The following is a 15,161-nucleotide window of genomic DNA, read 5'->3' as shown; positions in this document are numbered from 1 at the left end:
GATCAGAAGACCATGACCGAGTCCACGCACGACACGAGCACGAACACGGAGATCTTCTCGGACCGCGAGTCCGAGGTCCGCAGCTACTCCCGGAACTGGCCGGTGGTCTTCGACACCGCCAAGGGCACGACGCTCACGACCGTCGACGGGGATGAGTACCTCGACTTCTTCGGTGGCGCCGGTGCGCTGAACTACGGCCACAACGACGACGACATGAAGGCCGCTCTCCTGGAGTACATCCAGCGCGACGGCGTCACGCACTCGCTCGACAAGTACACGGTCGCCAAGCGTGCGTTCCTCGAGACCTTCTCCTCGACGATCCTCGAACCGCGTGGACTCGACTACAAGGTGATGTTCCCCGGGCCGACCGGGACCAACGCGGTGGAGTCGGCACTCAAGCTGGCCCGCAAGGTCACCGGGCGTGAGGCCGTCATCAACTTCACCAACTCGTTCCACGGCATGACCCTCGGCTCGTTGTCGGTGACCGGCAACTCGATGAAGCGCGCGGGCGCCGGCATCCCACTGGTCCACGCCACGCCGATGCCGTACGACAACTACTTCGGGGGCGTCACCGAGGACTTCCAGTGGATGGAGCGCGTCCTGGTCGACTCCGGCTCGGGCATGAACCGCCCCGCGGCCGTGATCGTCGAGTGCGTCCAGGGTGAGGGCGGCATCAACGCCGCCCGCGCCGAGTGGCTGCAGGCGCTCAACGAGCTCTGCGTCCGCCACGACATCCTGCTCATCGTGGACGACGTCCAGATGGGGTGCGGCCGCACCGGCGAGTTCTTCTCGTTCGAGTTCGCGGGGATCAAGCCGGACATCGTCTGCCTCTCGAAGTCCATCGGCGGGTACGGGCTGCCGCTCGCCCTGACCTTGTTCCGTCGCGACCTCGACGAGTGGACCCCCGGCGAGCACAACGGCACGTTCCGCGGCAACAACATGGCCTTCATCACCGCCGACGTCGCGCTGCGCAAATACTGGTCGGACGACACACTGCAGAACCGCACGCTCGAGAACGGCCGAATCCTGCGCGAGCGCTTCTCCCCGCTGGTCTACAAGTACGAGGGCAAGCTCGAACTGCGTGGCCGCGGTATGGCGTTCGGCATCGCGTTCCTCGAGAACCCGGAGCTCGCCGGCCAGGTCATGGCCCGGTGCTTCGACAACCATCTGCTCGTCGAGACCGCCGGCCCGAGCGACGAGGTGGTCAAGTTCCTCGCGCCGCTCACCCTGACCGATGAGGGGCGTGACCGCGGCATCGAGATCTGTTACGAGGCCGTCGACCACGTCCTGGCGCAGCAGTACGTCTGAGCGCGTCCAGACCATCCACCTTCCCCGAGGAGGCACCACATGATCGTTCGCACGACCGCAGGCATCACCGACACCGAGCGCCACATCAAGGGCAACAACGGCAACTGGGAGTCCAAGCGCATCGTCCTTGCCGACGACCGGGTGGGGTTCTCGTTCCACGAGACCACCATCGCCGCCGGCACGACCAACGACTTCCACTACGCCAACCACATCGAGGCGGTCTGGCTGACCCGGGGCAAGGGCACGTTGCGTGACCTCACCAACGGCGAGGAGTACCCGCTCGAGGCGGGGTCGATGTACCTGCTGGACGGTCACGAGAAGCACCAGGTGATCGTGGAGGAGGAGATGCAGATGCTCTGCGTCTTCAACCCCCCGGTCGTCGGCGACGAGAACCACGACGAGAACGGCATCTACCCGCTGTTGCGCTTGCAGGACGACGGAACGGTCGTCCGGGAGAAGTAAGGCAGCACCGCACTCCCCGGCCGGGGTCGCTCACCACGAGCGGCACCGACCGGGGAGTCGCGCGTTCCGGGCCCTGCTCCCAGCCCCTCGGCCCCAGCCCCTCGCCCCCTCCCTCTCGGCCCTCGCCCGCCAGGCTTGCGCGTCCTCTTCGGCCTGCGCGCCCGGACCGCACGCTGTGAGAGGGGGTGCGCGTCGGGTTCGGTCCATTCCGGGCGCACACCTGGCCGGGCGGGAGGGCACACTGGTCGGGTGTCCACGATCGTGTTCCTCCACGCCCACCCCGACGACGAGACCTCGCAGACCGCCGGGATGATGGCGCTCGCCTCGCGCGGTGGCCACCGCGTCGTCACGGTCTTCGCCACCGACGGCGACCACGGCCAGCGACCCGACCATCTCGGGCCCGACGGCGACCTGGTGGAGCACCGGCGCGGGGAGGCCCGGGCCGCCGCGGACGTCCTGGGCGTCGCCCGGATCGACTGGCTCGGGTACCGGGACTCGGGCATGACCGGATGGGCGCAGAACGACGACCCGTTGTGCCTGCACAGCGCCGACACCGACCACGCCGCCGGCCGTCTCGCCCGGATCCTCGACAGAGAAGACGCCGACGTCCTCGTGGGGTATGACCACCACGGGAACTACGGGCACCCCGATCACCTGGCCGTCCACCGGATCGCCCGACGCGCGGTGGGGGTGGCGGCCCGTCGACCGCGATTGCTGGAGGCCACGACCAATCAGGATGCCCAGCTCGAGATGCTCGACAGCCCCGAGGCGGCGGAGTTCCTGGCGGCGTTCGCGTCCGGCGGCATGGACGTGGAGGAACTGCGCCGGATGATCCTCACCGGTGATGACGGACTGCCGGTCGGGGTCCCGCAGTCGGAGATCGCGTGGGCGATCGACCTGCCCGCGGACGTCGTGGCCCTCAAGCGTCGCGCCATGGAGTGCCACGCCAGCCAGACCAGCGACATCGGCATGATGCTGGCCCTGCCGGAGAACGTCTACGCGGCGACGTTCGGGACCGAGTACCTCATCGAGCCGGGGTCCGACCAGTCGATGCGCCGCGGGTGGCCGTTCGACTGAATCGGCCGATCCGACCGGCCCCGCCCCGACCGGACCCGACCCGGACTTCAGGGCATGTCGAGCGCGCGGACCCAGTCGCCGTGGCCGTGCGCCGTGGCCAGGGGTCGCCCGTTGACGGCGACGACGAAGATGCCCTTGTGGCGCCGGATCGATTCCGGGACCTGCTCGGCGACGTCGGGCAGGAGGGTCACCCCCTCCACGGAGATCCACACCGCGCCCGCGTCCCGGCGGAGATCGGTGACCCGGCGGACGAACTCGGCGCGGGCCGGGGGCTCGAGGTATCCCAACACCGCGGTGTGGAACACCACCGGCGTGGACCCGTCTGGACAGGCGGCCACGGAGTCCTCAAGCTTCTCGACCAGGTCGCCGGCGATGATGTGCGGCGGATCCGCAGCGGCGATGTCGAGCGCGGCGTCCAGGCGGGGCACGCGCTCGGACTGCTGTCCGGGCCAGATCAGGCTGCGCAGCCAGGCACGCGAGTCCGCGTCGGCGGGGTCGATCGGGGCCAGGTCCACCCCGCCACGGTGGACGATGTCGGGCAGGGACTGCGGGCGGGGGACGCCGTCGCGCAGGGCGCAGTCGAGGACCGGGGCGCCGGAGGCCGAGGATCCGGTGTCGGACCCGGGTGGTCGCAGTTCGTGGGTGGGACCGCCGTCCAGCGTGTACCGGTAGGCGTACCGGTCCGGGTACAGGCACAGGCCGGCGGAGGCGCCCATCTCCACCAGCGAGAGCGGGCCCGGGAGCAGGGAGAGGAACGGCAGGAGCACCGCGCACCGCTTGGCCTCGTTGGTCTGTGTCGAGTGCGTGAGTGCGATCTGTTCGATTCCGGACCAGTGGGTGTGGACGAACTCCCGGAACACCGCGTAGTCCTCGGTCTCGGGCGCGCCCGCGTGCCGCGCGGAGGCGAAGACCAACGCGGGCTGTCTCTTGATCCGGGGAAGGCTCCCGATGAGGTCGCACGTGGCCGGGTCCTCGGCGACCCCCCGTGCCCACGCGAGGTAGACGGGCGTGCGGCCGCGGACCTCGAATTCGGCGAACTCGGCGTAGCGGGTGGGCACGTCGTCGACGTGAGCGGAGTCCATGTGGTCAGCGTGGCACACCGGCTCCGGTGGCGCGTGATTCCGACACCAGGTACGTTGGTGATGCATCAATCACTTGCCGCGACGACGACCGCAGGAGATCCCATGGCAGACGACACCGAGTTCATCGCAGCCAAGAACGCCTCGGAGGACGGCGAGTTCGTCCGCGACGCCACCTACATCAACGACCGGGTGGTGGCGGATCTCCCGGCGGGATCGGACCCGGTGGGCGACAAGGTCGGGGAGATGCGGTGGCCCGTCGAGGCCGGGCGGTACCGCCTCATGGCGGCCCGCGCGTGCCCGTGGGCCAGCCGCTCGATCATCGTCCGGCGTCTGATGGGGCTCGAGGATGCCATCTCCATGGGGCTGGCCGGCCCGACCCACGACGTCAATTCCTGGGTCTTCGACCTCGACCCGGACGGTAGGGACCCGGTCACGGGCATCTACCGCCTCCAGGAGGCCTACTTCAACCGGATTCCCGACTACCCGCGCGGCATCACGGTGCCGGCGCTGGTCGACCTCCCCACCACGTCGGTCGTGACCAACGCCTATCAGAAACTCAATTTCGACCTGCTCTCGGAGTGGTCCGCCTTCCACCGCGACGGTGCGCCGGACCTCTACCCGGAGGAGCACCGCGACGAGATCGACGAGCTGGACTCGTGGATCTATCCGACCGTCAACAACGGCGTCTACCGCAGCGGGTTCGCGGCCGAGCAGGGCGCCTACGAGGAGGCCTACGACGAACTCTGGGCCTCCCTGGACCGTCTCGAGGAGCGGCTGACGACCCGCCGTTATCTCGCGGGGGACACGATCACGGTCGCGGACATCCGACTGTTCACCACGCTCGTGCGTTTCGACGCCGTCTACCACGGTCACTTCAAGGCCAACCGCAACAAGATCACCGAGATGCCGGCCCTGTGGGGCTACCTCCGCGACCTGTTCCAGACGCCCGGTTTCGGCGACACCTGCGACTTCCCCCAGATCAAGGAGCACTACTACAACGTTCACCGGGACGTGAACCCCACCGGCATCGTGCCCAAGGGGCCCGACCTGTCCGGCCTGCTCACCCCGCACCACCGCGAGGAGTTGGGTGGCCGCCCGTTCGGTGACGGTACCGCCCCGGGGCCGATCGAGAACCCGTCCGAGCGTGTCCCGGAGGGCCACGGAGCGGGCTAGTTTCCCTCCGGGGGCCTAGACTGGCTCGCTGTGAACCCGGCCCCGTCCGAACTAGGTCGTTATCGACAAAGCGCCCGACAGTTCCTCATGTTCGGGATCGTGGGCGGATCCGGGATGGTCGTCAACATGATCGTCACGGTCCTCATGAACAGGGCCAACGGCGGCACCCAGAACGCACAGGACATCCTGTTCCCGTTCGCGGGGACGGACTACAACTTCCGCTTCACGACCCTGGTGTGGATCGTGGCGTTCCTCGTGGCCAACCTCTACAACTTCCTGCTCAACCGGCACTGGACGTTCGGTAAGGGGCACAAGGCCCCGGTCATGCAGGAGTTCTGGCCGTTCCTTTTGGTCGGTTCGGTCGCCGCGGCGGCGGGGATCTTCATCAAGCTGGCCTTCACCAACCCCACCTCGCCGCTCTACCTGCCGGAGCCGTGGTTCCACGAGGACGCGGGCATCCACTCCCGGGAGTACTGGGGTCAGCTGCTGACGATCCTCATCACGATGCCGCTCAACTTCGTCGTCAACAAGCTCTGGACGTTCCGTTCCGTGCGGCGGCGGCACCACGCGCGCTCCACCGCGGACGCGGTGGTCTAGGGGCCCGGTCGTGGAGTCCTCGACGCTGCTGCTGTGGTTCGACCTCGTGGGGGTGTTCTTCTTCGCCCTGTCCGGCAGCCTGCTGGCCGCACGCAAGAACATCGACATCACCGGTGGCCTGGTCCTGGGCCTGCTGGCCGGGCTCGGCGGGGGCATCATGCGGGACGTGATGCTGGGGGTCACGCCGTTGGCCCTGGCCCAGCCGGTCCTGTTGGTGCCGCCGTTCGTCGCCTCCGCGGTGGTGTACCTGATGGGCGCACACCTGCACCGCGTCCGGACGTTGATCATCGTCTTCGACGCGGCCGGGCTGGGGCTGTTCTGCACGTTCGGTACCGCCCGGGCGCTCGACCACGGCATGCCCGTCGCGTCCGCGCTCCTGCTCGGGGTGGTCACCGCGGTCGGCGGGGGCCTGCTCCGCGATGTCGTGGCCAACGAGATCCCGGCCGTGTTCAACGGCTCCGACCTGTACGTCATCCCCGCCGCCACCGGCGCCGCGCTGACCGCGCTGGCCGTCTCCACCGACACGTGGGGCCCGGTCGCGGCGGCGGTGTTGTCCGCGTTCACCTTCACGTTCCGGATGGTCGCGTGGCGCCTGCAGTGGCGCGTCCCGGCCCCGATGCGCGGGTGGAGCATGCGGGGGATCGACACCCGTCTCCGGCGCGACCGGCCGGTGTTCGGCCGTCCCGGCCGGATGAGGGGCGACGACGACGAGCTCCGCCGAGACGAGGACGTCGACGACTACCGGGATGGCCCACCGGGCCCCCGCCGGTAGTGTGTGCCGTCGTGCAGTATTACCTCAGCCTGCTGGGATTCGCGGCAGTCGACTCGGTCAACCTCCTGGCCTTCGCCGTGATCGCCGGGCTGTGGCTCACGGCCGCCGGGCGGGGGGGAGGCTTCACCCCGCGCGCCGCCCGGTTCACCGGCGGGGCGTTCTGCGGCATCGTCCTGCTCTCGCTGGTGTCGGTGTGGGTGATCGGCAACAACCAGGAGTTCGTGCGGAGCCTGTTCTACAACCTCTGGGCGATGCTGGTCATGGGTGTCGTCGGTCTGGTGATCACCGTGTTGGGGCTGCGCAGGCCGGCGGAGGCCAAAGAGGACAGCGTCGAGGCCCCGCTCACCCAGACCGTGTTGCAGCGCTTCGGCATCATGGCCACCGGCGTCTCGCTGGGCGTCATCCAGTCGGCCACGTCGGCGCCGTTCGCGGCGGGCATGGTCCTCATCTCCTTCGCCGAGACGCCGTGGTGGTCCAAGCTCCTCCAGATCCTGTTCTTCGCTGTCATCGCGATCCTGCCGAGCACGGCGCTGATCATCACGTTGTCGCGCGTCGACTCGTCCGGTGTCGCCGCGGCGACCCGCAGGATCGACAGGTTCCTCGCCCGCGGTCGCGTGGCCGGTCGGATGCTCACGCTCGTGGTGGGCGTGGCGCTCGTGCTCTTGGCGACGGTGCGCATCGTCCAACTCAGCGGGATCCTGGCGTAACCGGATCCTGTCGGAGTCAGTTCCTAAGGTGATGACGACCACCAAGAGGGGTGGTCCGCGAACCTGTTGGGGGAGACATGGCCGACTATCAGACGGATCAAGACGGCGGCGCGGTGCGGTGCGAGGACGGTCTGATGCGGCCTCCCTGGGCGGCGCGGGACCCGTTGCTGCGGGAGTACTACGACACCGAGTGGGGCATGCCGGTCCACGAGGAGGCCGGTCTCTTCGAGAGACTTGTCCTGGAGGGGTTCCAGTCAGGTCTGAGCTGGCTGACGATCCTGCGCAAGCGGCCGGCGTTCCGGGAGGCGTTCGCCGGGTTCTCGCCGGACGCGGTCGCGCAGTTCGGCGACCCCGACGTGGCCCGTCTCATGGCGGACCAGAGGATCGTGCGCAACCGTCGCAAGATCGACGCGGCCGTGGGCAACGCGCGCGCCGTGATCTCCCTCCGGGCCGAGGGGGGTCTGGGCGAGTTGATCTGGTCGCACCGGCCGGAGACCACCCCGCAGCCCCGGACGATGAGCGAGGTCCCGAGCCGATCACCGGAGTCGGAGGCGCTGGCCAGGGAGCTCAAGCGGCGGGGGTTCAGCTTCGTGGGTCCGGTGACGGTGTTCGCGCTGATGGAGGCGATCGGGGTCGTCGACACCCACCTCGTGGGCTCCCACCGTCGGGGGACCTCCGGCATCTGGTCGAGCGCAGGACTGCCCGGGATCGCCCCGGGGGGCCGGGGTCAGCCCGGCTGAGCGGGCCGCGCGGGCGACTGAGGTAATCCGGGGAGGTCGGCGCGGGGCGGGAGCCCGGGTGTGGAGCCGGCGAGAGCTCCCGCCTCCGTCAGCCGGCCGGTCGCCGGCACGCTCAGGCACCCCGGGATCCCGCGGAGGGTCGCCATCCGGGCGAGCGAGAGGTCCAGGTCTTCCTTCCGTAAGGTGCCCTCGGCGAGCGCGCGCTCGACGGCGTCGAGTGCCTCGGGGAGCCCGGCGGTGGTGATCCACAGCGGTGAATCGGCCCCGGCGATGAGCGATTCGGTGACCGCGCGGGGGAGCGGGAAGTCATTGGTCACGGCGCGCATCCCGGACAGATCGTCGGTGAAGATCGGGCCGTCGAAGGCAGGGGCGCCGTACCCGTGCCCCTCACGGAGCAGTCGATACGCGGCCGGTGAGAGCGACGCCGGCCGGTCGACCCCGGTGAGGCCCGGCACCTGCTGGTGCCCCAGCATCATCGCTGCGCCGGGGGTCTCGGCGAGTTCGGAGAAGGGCCGGAGATCGTGCGGGACGAGTTGGTCAAGCGGTGGCACGGTCACCGCTTCGTGGTGGCTGTCCCCGGACGATCGGCCGTGTCCGGGAAAGTGCTTGAACACGGGCGTCACCCCGGCGTCGAGGAGCCCCGCGGAGAACGCGCGGGCGTAGCTCACCACGCGGGCCGGGTCGGGTGAGAACGACCGGTCGCCGATCACCGCCCCGTCCGGTTGGTCGGACACGTCGACGGACGGGGCGAAGTCCACGGTCACCCCCATCCCACGGAGGAACTCACCGCGCGTCCTCGCCGTGGACCGCACCTCCTCGGGGCTCATGGTGGCGGCCATGACGCGGGCGGACGGCATCGGCCCGGCGTAGGGGGCGATGCGGGACACGCGACCGCCCTCCTCGTCGATCGACACGAGCAGCGGTAGCGCCGAGTCCTTCTGAAGGCGCGCCAGACCGTCGCCGGAGACGACTTCGCCCACGACATCCCCGCCGAGGAAGATCCCCCCGATGTTGTGCTCGTCGACCGCCCGCCGGGCGTCGGCCATCGAGCTCACGCCCACGGTGAACAATTGCGCGATCCGCTCCCGCTGGCTCAGTGAGTCCAGGGGTGACTCGCAGGCCGGCGCGGCGGTTCCGGAATGCTCGGACGGTCGGGCTGCCGCGTGGTGCTCCCGGGAGCCGGCCCCCGCCGTGCCCTCCGTGCCCACTGCGCCCTCCGTGCCCACTGCGCCCTCCGTTCTCACCGAAGCCTCCGTGCCGCAGCCGGTCAGCGCCAGCCCGGCGAGGAGTCCGGCGACCGGGACGACGACCGCCACACGGAGTCGACGGAGAGTACGCACCTGTCGAATGTAACCGCTGTGCCGCCGCCGATCGCAGGACCCGACGTCAATTCACCCGCCGGCCAACTGCGGGTGCGACCATGCCCGAATGACAGCCTCACTCGACCGTCGTCTGGGCATGAGCGATGCCGTGGTGGTGGGCCTCGGCGCGATGATCGGCGCGGGGGTCTTCGTGGCCTTCGCCCCCGCGGCGGCCCGGGCGGGGTCGCTGGTGTGGGCGGCGCTCGCGGTCGCGGCGGTGGTGGCGGTGTGCAACGCCGTGTCGTCGGCCCGGTTGGCCGCCCGGTTCCCCGCCGCCGGCGGCACCTACGTCTACGGGCGCGAGGTCCTCGGGCCGTTGCCGGGGTTTCTCGCGGGCTGGGGCTTCGTGGTGGGGAAGACCGCCTCCTGCGCGGCGATGGCGCTCACCGCGGGACTCTACGTGTGGCCGGAGCACGCCCATGTGGTGGCGGCCGCCGCGGTGCTCGCGCTGACGCTGCTGTCGGTGTTCGGGGTCCAGCGCAGCGCCGGTGCGTCCAAGGTGCTCGTGGCGATCGTGGTGGCGGTCCTCGCGGTGTTCGTGGTGGCGGCCTGGGCCATCGGGCCGGGGGCGGCCGACGCGGCGCCCCCGGTGTTCCCCGTGCCGTCGGTGGACGAGCAGCCGTGGCCCGCACGGCTGCTCGGGGTCCTCGGCGGGGCCGGGTTCTGCTTCTTCGCCTTTGCCGGATACGCACGCATCGCCACCCTGGGCGAGGAGGTGCGCGAGCCCGAGCGGACCATCCCCAGGGCGGTGGTGATCGCGATCTCCGTGGTCATCGTCATCTACGCGGTGGTCCTGGCCACGACGGTCCACATCCTCGGGGTGGGGGGCGTGGCGGCGGGCCCGGCGCCGGTGCTGGACGCGGCGCAGCGGATCGGTGACGGCGGGATCGCGCCGATCGTGCGGGTGGCCGCGGGAATCGCGGCGCTGGGCGCGCTGCTGGGGGGCATCCTCGGGGTCTCGCGGACGACGATGGCCATGGCCCGCGACCGGTACCTGCCCTCGCGACTGGCCTCGGTGCACCCGACCACGCGGACGCCGTACGTGGCCGAGATCTGCGTGGGCGTGGTCGTGGCCGGCATCGTCCTGGTGGCGGACGTGCGCCAGGCGATCGGGTTCTCGTCGTTCGCGGTACTGGTCTATTACCTCATCGCCAACGCGGCCGCTCTGCGGCTCCCCCGCGAGCACCGCCGTCTGCCGGCGTGGGTGCCGGTCCTCGGGGCGCTCGGCTGCGTGGTGGTGGCCGGGAGCCTGCCGTGGCAGTCGGTGGTGGCCGGGCTCGCCGTCTTCGCGCTCGGGGGAGTGGTCTACGCGGTCACCCGCCGTCGCGCGATCCCGCCGGGCGTACCGTCACAGTCATGAGCGAGCGCCCGCCCCGGTTCCACGACCGTCCTGATCGGCTGGACCGGCGCGGCCGCCTGCTGCCCGCCCACCTCCGCAGGCCCGTCGTCGGGGCGCCCATGGCCGGAGGCCCCACGACGCCGGAGTTGATCGCCGCGGTCGGCGAGGCGGGCGGCCTGGGGATGCTCGGCTCGGGCTACCTCGACGCCGCCGGTACGCGCGCGGAGATCGCCCGCGTGCGGGCGGTCACCGACGCGCCGTTCGGCGTCAACGTCTTCCTGGTGGAGCGGGACGACTCCGCCGCGGCCCTCGCCTCCGCTGGCGGACCGCGGGCCGTCGAGAACTACGCGACCGCGATCGAACCCGTTGCCGAGGAACTCGGGATCGCGCTCGGCGCGAGCCCGGACTTCACCGACTTCGACCAGGAGGCGACCCTCGCCGCGCTGGTCGCCGACCCGGTCGACGTGGTCTCGTTCACCTTCGGCATCCCCGGTCGCGACGTGGTGGAGGCGCTGCAGGAGGTGGGCACCGCGGTCGTCGTCACCGTCGCGGGCGTGCGGGACGCCCGCAGGGCGGTGGAGGCGGGCGCCGACTGGCTCTCGGTACAGTCCGCGCAGGCGGGCGGGCACCGCTCGACCACCACCATCGGCGAACGGCCGGACTCGGTATCGACGGTGGACCTCGTGCGGTCCGTCCGGTCGGAACTGCCGGACGTCCCGTTCGTCGCCGCGGGTGGGATCACCACCCCGCAGGACGTCGCGGCAGCCGTCGGAGCGGGCGCCGACGGTGTCCGACTGGGGACGGTCCTGCTGCGTACCCGCGAGGCTGGCACGAACGCCCTGTACCGCGCCGCGTTGGCCGATCCACGGTTCACCGAGTCGAGGCCGACGCGTAGCTATACCGGGCGCTACGCCCGTGCGCTGGTCAACGGGTTCGTGGCCGAGTTCGACGCGGTCGCTCCACCGGCTTACCCTCTTCTGCACGTCCTCACCGGGCCGATGCGCACGGCCGCCACCGCCAGCGGTGACGTGGAGGTTCCACCGTTGTGGGCAGGCTCGGGCTGGCGCGCGGCCGACGCCTACGCGGATCGGCCGGCCGCGGACGTGGTCGCCGAGCTCTGGGATCGCGGCACGACTCGACCGGGATGAACGGTGGCCCCGGGATGAACGACTGAGGCGGCTCAGCCGGCGCGACGCTCGGCCTCGGCGGCGATGTCCGCCAGGTCCTGTTCCATGGTCTTGCGGGTCGATCGCTCGGCGAGCCCGCCCATCAGAGCCATCACGACCCGCGAGATCGCCGGGGCGTGGGCGGTGTGGGAGCCGAACCGCATCCGCAGGGTCGATCCGGCGCCGTCGGGGTCCGGGGTCACGGTGAACACCGTCTTGTACTCGGTGCCGCCGTTCTCGGAGACGATCGCGGTGGAGTGCGGGGGCTCGGCGGCGAGGACCATCATCTCTTCCGTGGCCTTGATGCCGAACATCTTGCGGGTCTCCCGCCACCGCAGCCCCGGTCGGTAGGGCCCGGGGGTGAGGATCTCGACCGCGAGGACCCCGGTGAGGGTGCGGTGCGCGGAGGGGATGTCGGTGAGCACGGCCCAGACCTCGTCGGGGCCGGCGGCGACGTGGCGGGACAGATCGAGCTGCATGGCACCAGGGTAACGCCCCGAATGCGGAGACAGGCCCGGCCCGAAATGCGGAAACCGGCCCCGCTCGATGCGGGGCCGGTCACACGCGGTGCCCGGCCAGGCCGAACCCGGCCCGGGCTGGTGCGCCGTCAGGCGCGTCGACTCAGGAGCCGAAGTTCTCGACGAAGCCGCCGAAGAACCCGAGGACCTGGGCGATGAGGTCGGTGCCGAAGTCGGCGGCGTCGGAGCCGGTGTTGACGGCGGCGGAACCGGTGGCGATGCCATTGATGAAGTCGGAGATCATGGTTGAGATCCTTTCGTCGTACCGGCGGTGGGCTCTCCACCGCCGTGGTCTGCGTCGTTCGGACGCTCGGTGGGTACATCCGGACGACTGGTCCCGACGTTACCCACGGAGGGCGCTGAACCACACCTGACATGGGGTTATGCCGTGCCGCGTCCGGTAAAGCCGCATTCATAGCGACAGGAAGTAGGCGACTGAAAGTGCTCAGGTGAGAGCTGTCTCACATTTTGTTCCGGGCGGGGGTCACGCGGCCGTCGACCGGAGGACCGGGGGCCGGTCGACGGGCCTAGACTCGGGGGCGTGAACGCCATCCGCACCGCCACCGCTTCCTCCGGACCGACCCCCCTGCCCGCGGGCTTCCGCGCGCACGCCGGGGCTGCGGGGCTCCGCGAGGAGGGGGACGACGTCGTCGTCGTCGTCAACGACGGCCCGTCCCCGGCCTCGTCCGCGGTGTTCACCCGGTCCCGTTTCGCCGGCCCCTCGGTGGTCCTCAGTCGGGAGAACGCTGTCGGCGGCCGGGCGCGCGGCGTCGTGGTGGTGGCCAAGAACGCCAACGTCGCCACCGGCGAGCAGGGGATGGCCGACGCGCGCGAGGTGCTCGAGCACGCGGCCGCGGCGGTGGGAGCGGCGCCCGGGGAGATGCTCATCGCCTCCACCGGGGTCATCGGCCGGCGCTACCCCATGCCGCTCCTGCGCGCCCATCTCGACTCGGTGGCCGGCGCCGCGTTCGACGCCGACGCGGTCGCTCTGGCCGGCGCGATGATGACGACCGACACCCGCCCCAAGACCGCGACAGCGGACATGACGACGACGACGGGTGGCACCGCCCGGGTCGTGGGCATCGCCAAGGGGGTCGGGATGGTCGAGCCGGACATGGCGACGATGATCGCCGTGGTCTTCACCGACGCCGCCGTGACGCCCGGAGCGCTGGACACCGCGTTCAGGGGCGCGGTGGACGCCACGTTCAACTGTCTGTCCGTCGACACCGACACCTCGACCTCGGACACCGCCATCGCGCTCGCCAGTGGTGTGGCCGGTCCGGTGGACGACGTGGAGCTCCGACGAGCCCTGGAAGCCGTGTGCCTGGACCTCACCCTCCAGCTGGCCCGGGACGGCGAGGGCGCCACCAAGCTCCTCACCGTGAAGGTCACCGGCGCCCGGGACCGCGCCCAGGCCAAGCGCGTGGCAAAGACGATCCTCAACTCTCCCCTGGTCAAGACCGCCGTCCACGGGGCGGATCCCAACTGGGGTCGCGTCGCCATGGCGATCGGCAAGTGCCAGGACGACACGGACATCGACCCGGAGCGGGTGCGCATCGTCTTCGGCGACCTCGAGACCTACCCCGCGTTCCCCGGTGACGCCGAGCTCGAGCGGCTCACCGAGATCATGCGGGCCGACGAGGTCACCATCGCGGTCGACCTGGGTGTCGAGGGCGGCGGCGTGGAGGGGGGAGTCGCGGACGGCGCCTGCACGGTCTACGGCTGCGACCTCTCCCGCGAGTACATCTCGATCAACGCCGACTACACCACCTGACGGCTTCAGGCCGCGGGCCGCGCGTCAGCCGACGGGGCCCAGGGGCCGGCGAGCCATCGCGAGCATCGTGTCACGGGTGTCGTGCCAGACCCGGCCGGTGATGTCGCCCCACGGATCGTGGCCACCGGGGACCAGGGACACGCGGGCGGGGTCGCCCACCCGCCGGGCTTCGCGCACGTAGGCCTCGGACTGCTCGGGCGACACCACCTCGTCGTCGCGACCGTGGACGCACACCACCGGGATCCCGGTGGGCAGGTGGGACACGGGCGAGGCGTCGCGGTAGCGCTGACGACGGGTGTCGGAGCGGCCCCCGAGGAGCCCGGCGACGTACCTGTCCCCGGCCTCCTCCGCGCGCAGGAGATCCGACACGCCGGCCAAGGACACACACCCCGAGACCGGGACGACGGGACGGGATCCGGGCAGCGAGGACGGCAGGCGCGCCCGTCCGGCGACCCACAGCGCCAGGTGGCCGCCGGCGGAGTGCCCGGCGACCAGCACCCGGCGCAGGTCCAGCCGGCCGCCCACCTGTGCGGACACCTCCGCCAGGTGGTCGACGGCCCGGCATACGTCAGCGACCGTGGTGGGCCACCCACCCCCCGAGCCGACCCGGCGATACTCGATGTTCCACACCGCCACGTCGAAGGAGGCCAGGTCCCGAGCCTGGTTCTCCATGTACGCCAGGCCCATCGAATCCCTCCACCCGCCGCCGTGGATCAATACCACGACCGGCAGCGCTGGATTGGCCGACTCGGGCAGGTAGAGATCGCCGAAGGTCTGGCCGTCGGAGTCGCCGGGCTCACCGTAGAAGAAACGGCGCGGCTCGGTGACTCCGACCGCGCCCTCGGGCGGGACGTAGGGGCGGGCGGCCACGGAGTCGACGCCCGGGCCGGACGTCGGCTCGTCGTGGTCACCGGCCCCGAGGGCCGAGGTCAGCGCCCATCCCGCCGCGCCGCCCGCCCCCACCGACAGGCCGATCAACAGGGCGCGCCGCGACAGTTCGGTCCCGCTGCGGCGCGAGCGGCGGCCGGCACGACCTCGGTCAGGCACGCGGCGTTCAGGCATGCGGCGGCGGGACCTCCTCCTGG

16 protein-coding genes are annotated in these 15,161 nt (G+C 71.0%); 11 read left to right on the top strand and 5 right to left on the bottom strand.

Translation table 11 applies throughout. The features are described 5' to 3' along the window. Positions 1–12 precede the first annotated feature (12 nt). The 3 genes from ectB (at position 13) to CEY15_RS12230 (ending at position 2,847) form a co-directional block, all read left to right on the top strand. Positions 13–1,308, top strand: a complete 1,296-nt coding sequence (gene ectB / locus CEY15_RS12240; RefSeq protein WP_095718677.1) for a diaminobutyrate--2-oxoglutarate transaminase — start codon at positions 13–15, stop codon at positions 1,306–1,308. Between the two features lie 39 nt (positions 1,309–1,347). Then, entirely contained in the window at positions 1,348–1,770 is a 423-nt protein-coding gene (locus CEY15_RS12235; protein WP_017835758.1) for an ectoine synthase, read from the top strand. 249 nt (positions 1,771–2,019) lie between these two features. Continuing rightward, positions 2,020–2,847 carry a PIG-L deacetylase family protein gene (locus CEY15_RS12230; protein WP_095718676.1) on the top strand — a complete coding sequence of 276 codons (828 nt, stop codon included), beginning with the start codon at positions 2,020–2,022 and terminating at the stop codon, positions 2,845–2,847. Positions 2,848–2,894: 47 nt separating this feature from the next. On the opposite strand, the gene CEY15_RS12225 is transcribed toward CEY15_RS12230, so the two are convergent. Continuing rightward, positions 2,895–3,929 (bottom strand): DUF2332 domain-containing protein, encoded by a 1,035-nt coding sequence (locus CEY15_RS12225; RefSeq protein WP_095718675.1) that lies wholly within the window; start codon positions 3,927–3,929, stop codon positions 2,895–2,897. Between the two features lie 102 nt (positions 3,930–4,031). Here CEY15_RS12225 and CEY15_RS12220 point away from each other — a divergent pair, with 102 nt between their 5' ends. From CEY15_RS12220 to CEY15_RS12200, 5 genes are all read left to right on the top strand, one after another. Continuing rightward, complete coding sequence (locus CEY15_RS12220; RefSeq protein ID WP_095718674.1) at positions 4,032–5,102, top strand: glutathione S-transferase family protein; 1,071 nt, start codon at positions 4,032–4,034, stop codon at positions 5,100–5,102. A gap of 87 nt (positions 5,103–5,189) precedes the next feature. Continuing rightward, positions 5,190–5,699, top strand: coding sequence for a GtrA family protein (locus CEY15_RS12215; RefSeq protein ID WP_095718673.1), 510 nt, complete (start codon positions 5,190–5,192; stop codon positions 5,697–5,699). 10 nt (positions 5,700–5,709) lie between these two features. Continuing rightward, positions 5,710–6,471 carry a trimeric intracellular cation channel family protein gene (locus tag CEY15_RS12210; protein WP_095718672.1) on the top strand — a complete coding sequence of 254 codons (762 nt, stop codon included), beginning with the start codon at positions 5,710–5,712 and terminating at the stop codon, positions 6,469–6,471. Between the two features lie 11 nt (positions 6,472–6,482). After that, positions 6,483–7,178, top strand: a complete 696-nt coding sequence (locus CEY15_RS12205) for a hypothetical protein (RefSeq protein WP_095718728.1) — start codon at positions 6,483–6,485, stop codon at positions 7,176–7,178. A 77-nt stretch (positions 7,179–7,255) separates the two neighbouring features. Next, a complete protein-coding gene (locus tag CEY15_RS12200) occupies positions 7,256–7,918 on the top strand; it encodes a DNA-3-methyladenine glycosylase I (protein ID WP_095718671.1) in 663 nt (220 codons plus the stop codon). Here the strand turns inward: CEY15_RS12200 and CEY15_RS12195 are convergent. After that, positions 7,906–9,258, bottom strand: a complete 1,353-nt coding sequence (locus tag CEY15_RS12195) for a glycoside hydrolase family 3 N-terminal domain-containing protein (RefSeq protein WP_095718670.1) — start codon at positions 9,256–9,258, stop codon at positions 7,906–7,908. The genes CEY15_RS12200 and CEY15_RS12195 overlap by 13 nt on opposite strands. Before the next feature lie 88 nt (positions 9,259–9,346). Here CEY15_RS12195 and CEY15_RS12190 point away from each other — a divergent pair, with 88 nt between their 5' ends. Both CEY15_RS12190 and CEY15_RS12185 read left to right on the top strand, forming a co-directional pair. Further along, on the top strand, positions 9,347–10,639 hold the full coding sequence (locus tag CEY15_RS12190; protein ID WP_095718669.1) for an APC family permease: 1,293 nt from the start codon (positions 9,347–9,349) through the stop codon (positions 10,637–10,639). Continuing rightward, entirely contained in the window at positions 10,636–11,766 is a 1,131-nt protein-coding gene (locus CEY15_RS12185) for an NAD(P)H-dependent flavin oxidoreductase (RefSeq protein WP_095718668.1), read from the top strand. The genes CEY15_RS12190 and CEY15_RS12185 overlap by 4 nt, the downstream gene beginning before the upstream one ends. Positions 11,767–11,798: 32 nt before the next feature. Here the strand turns inward: CEY15_RS12185 and CEY15_RS12180 are convergent, their stop codons facing one another. Next, on the bottom strand, positions 11,799–12,263 hold the full coding sequence (locus CEY15_RS12180; RefSeq protein ID WP_095718667.1) for an SRPBCC family protein: 465 nt from the start codon (positions 12,261–12,263) through the stop codon (positions 11,799–11,801). Positions 12,264–12,405: 142 nt separating this feature from the next. Continuing rightward, positions 12,406–12,546, bottom strand: a complete 141-nt coding sequence (locus CEY15_RS18500; protein WP_176475103.1) for a hypothetical protein — start codon at positions 12,544–12,546, stop codon at positions 12,406–12,408. A 297-nt stretch (positions 12,547–12,843) separates the two neighbouring features. Between CEY15_RS18500 and argJ the strand changes: the two genes are divergently transcribed. Beyond that, entirely contained in the window at positions 12,844–14,076 is a 1,233-nt protein-coding gene (gene argJ / locus CEY15_RS12175; RefSeq protein ID WP_245847601.1) for a bifunctional glutamate N-acetyltransferase/amino-acid acetyltransferase ArgJ, read from the top strand. A gap of 24 nt (positions 14,077–14,100) precedes the next feature. Here the strand turns inward: argJ and CEY15_RS12170 are convergent, their stop codons facing one another. Further along, a complete protein-coding gene (locus CEY15_RS12170) occupies positions 14,101–15,138 on the bottom strand; it encodes an alpha/beta hydrolase (protein WP_095718666.1) in 1,038 nt (345 codons plus the stop codon). Positions 15,139–15,161: the final 23 nt, after the last annotated feature.

This window comes from Dietzia natronolimnaea (genome assembly GCF_002289575.1).
Lineage (GTDB): Bacteria > Actinomycetota > Actinomycetes > Mycobacteriales > Mycobacteriaceae > Dietzia > Dietzia natronolimnaea_A.
Note: the sequence above shows the minus strand (reverse complement) of the source record. Positions and strands in the feature narration are given on the sequence as shown.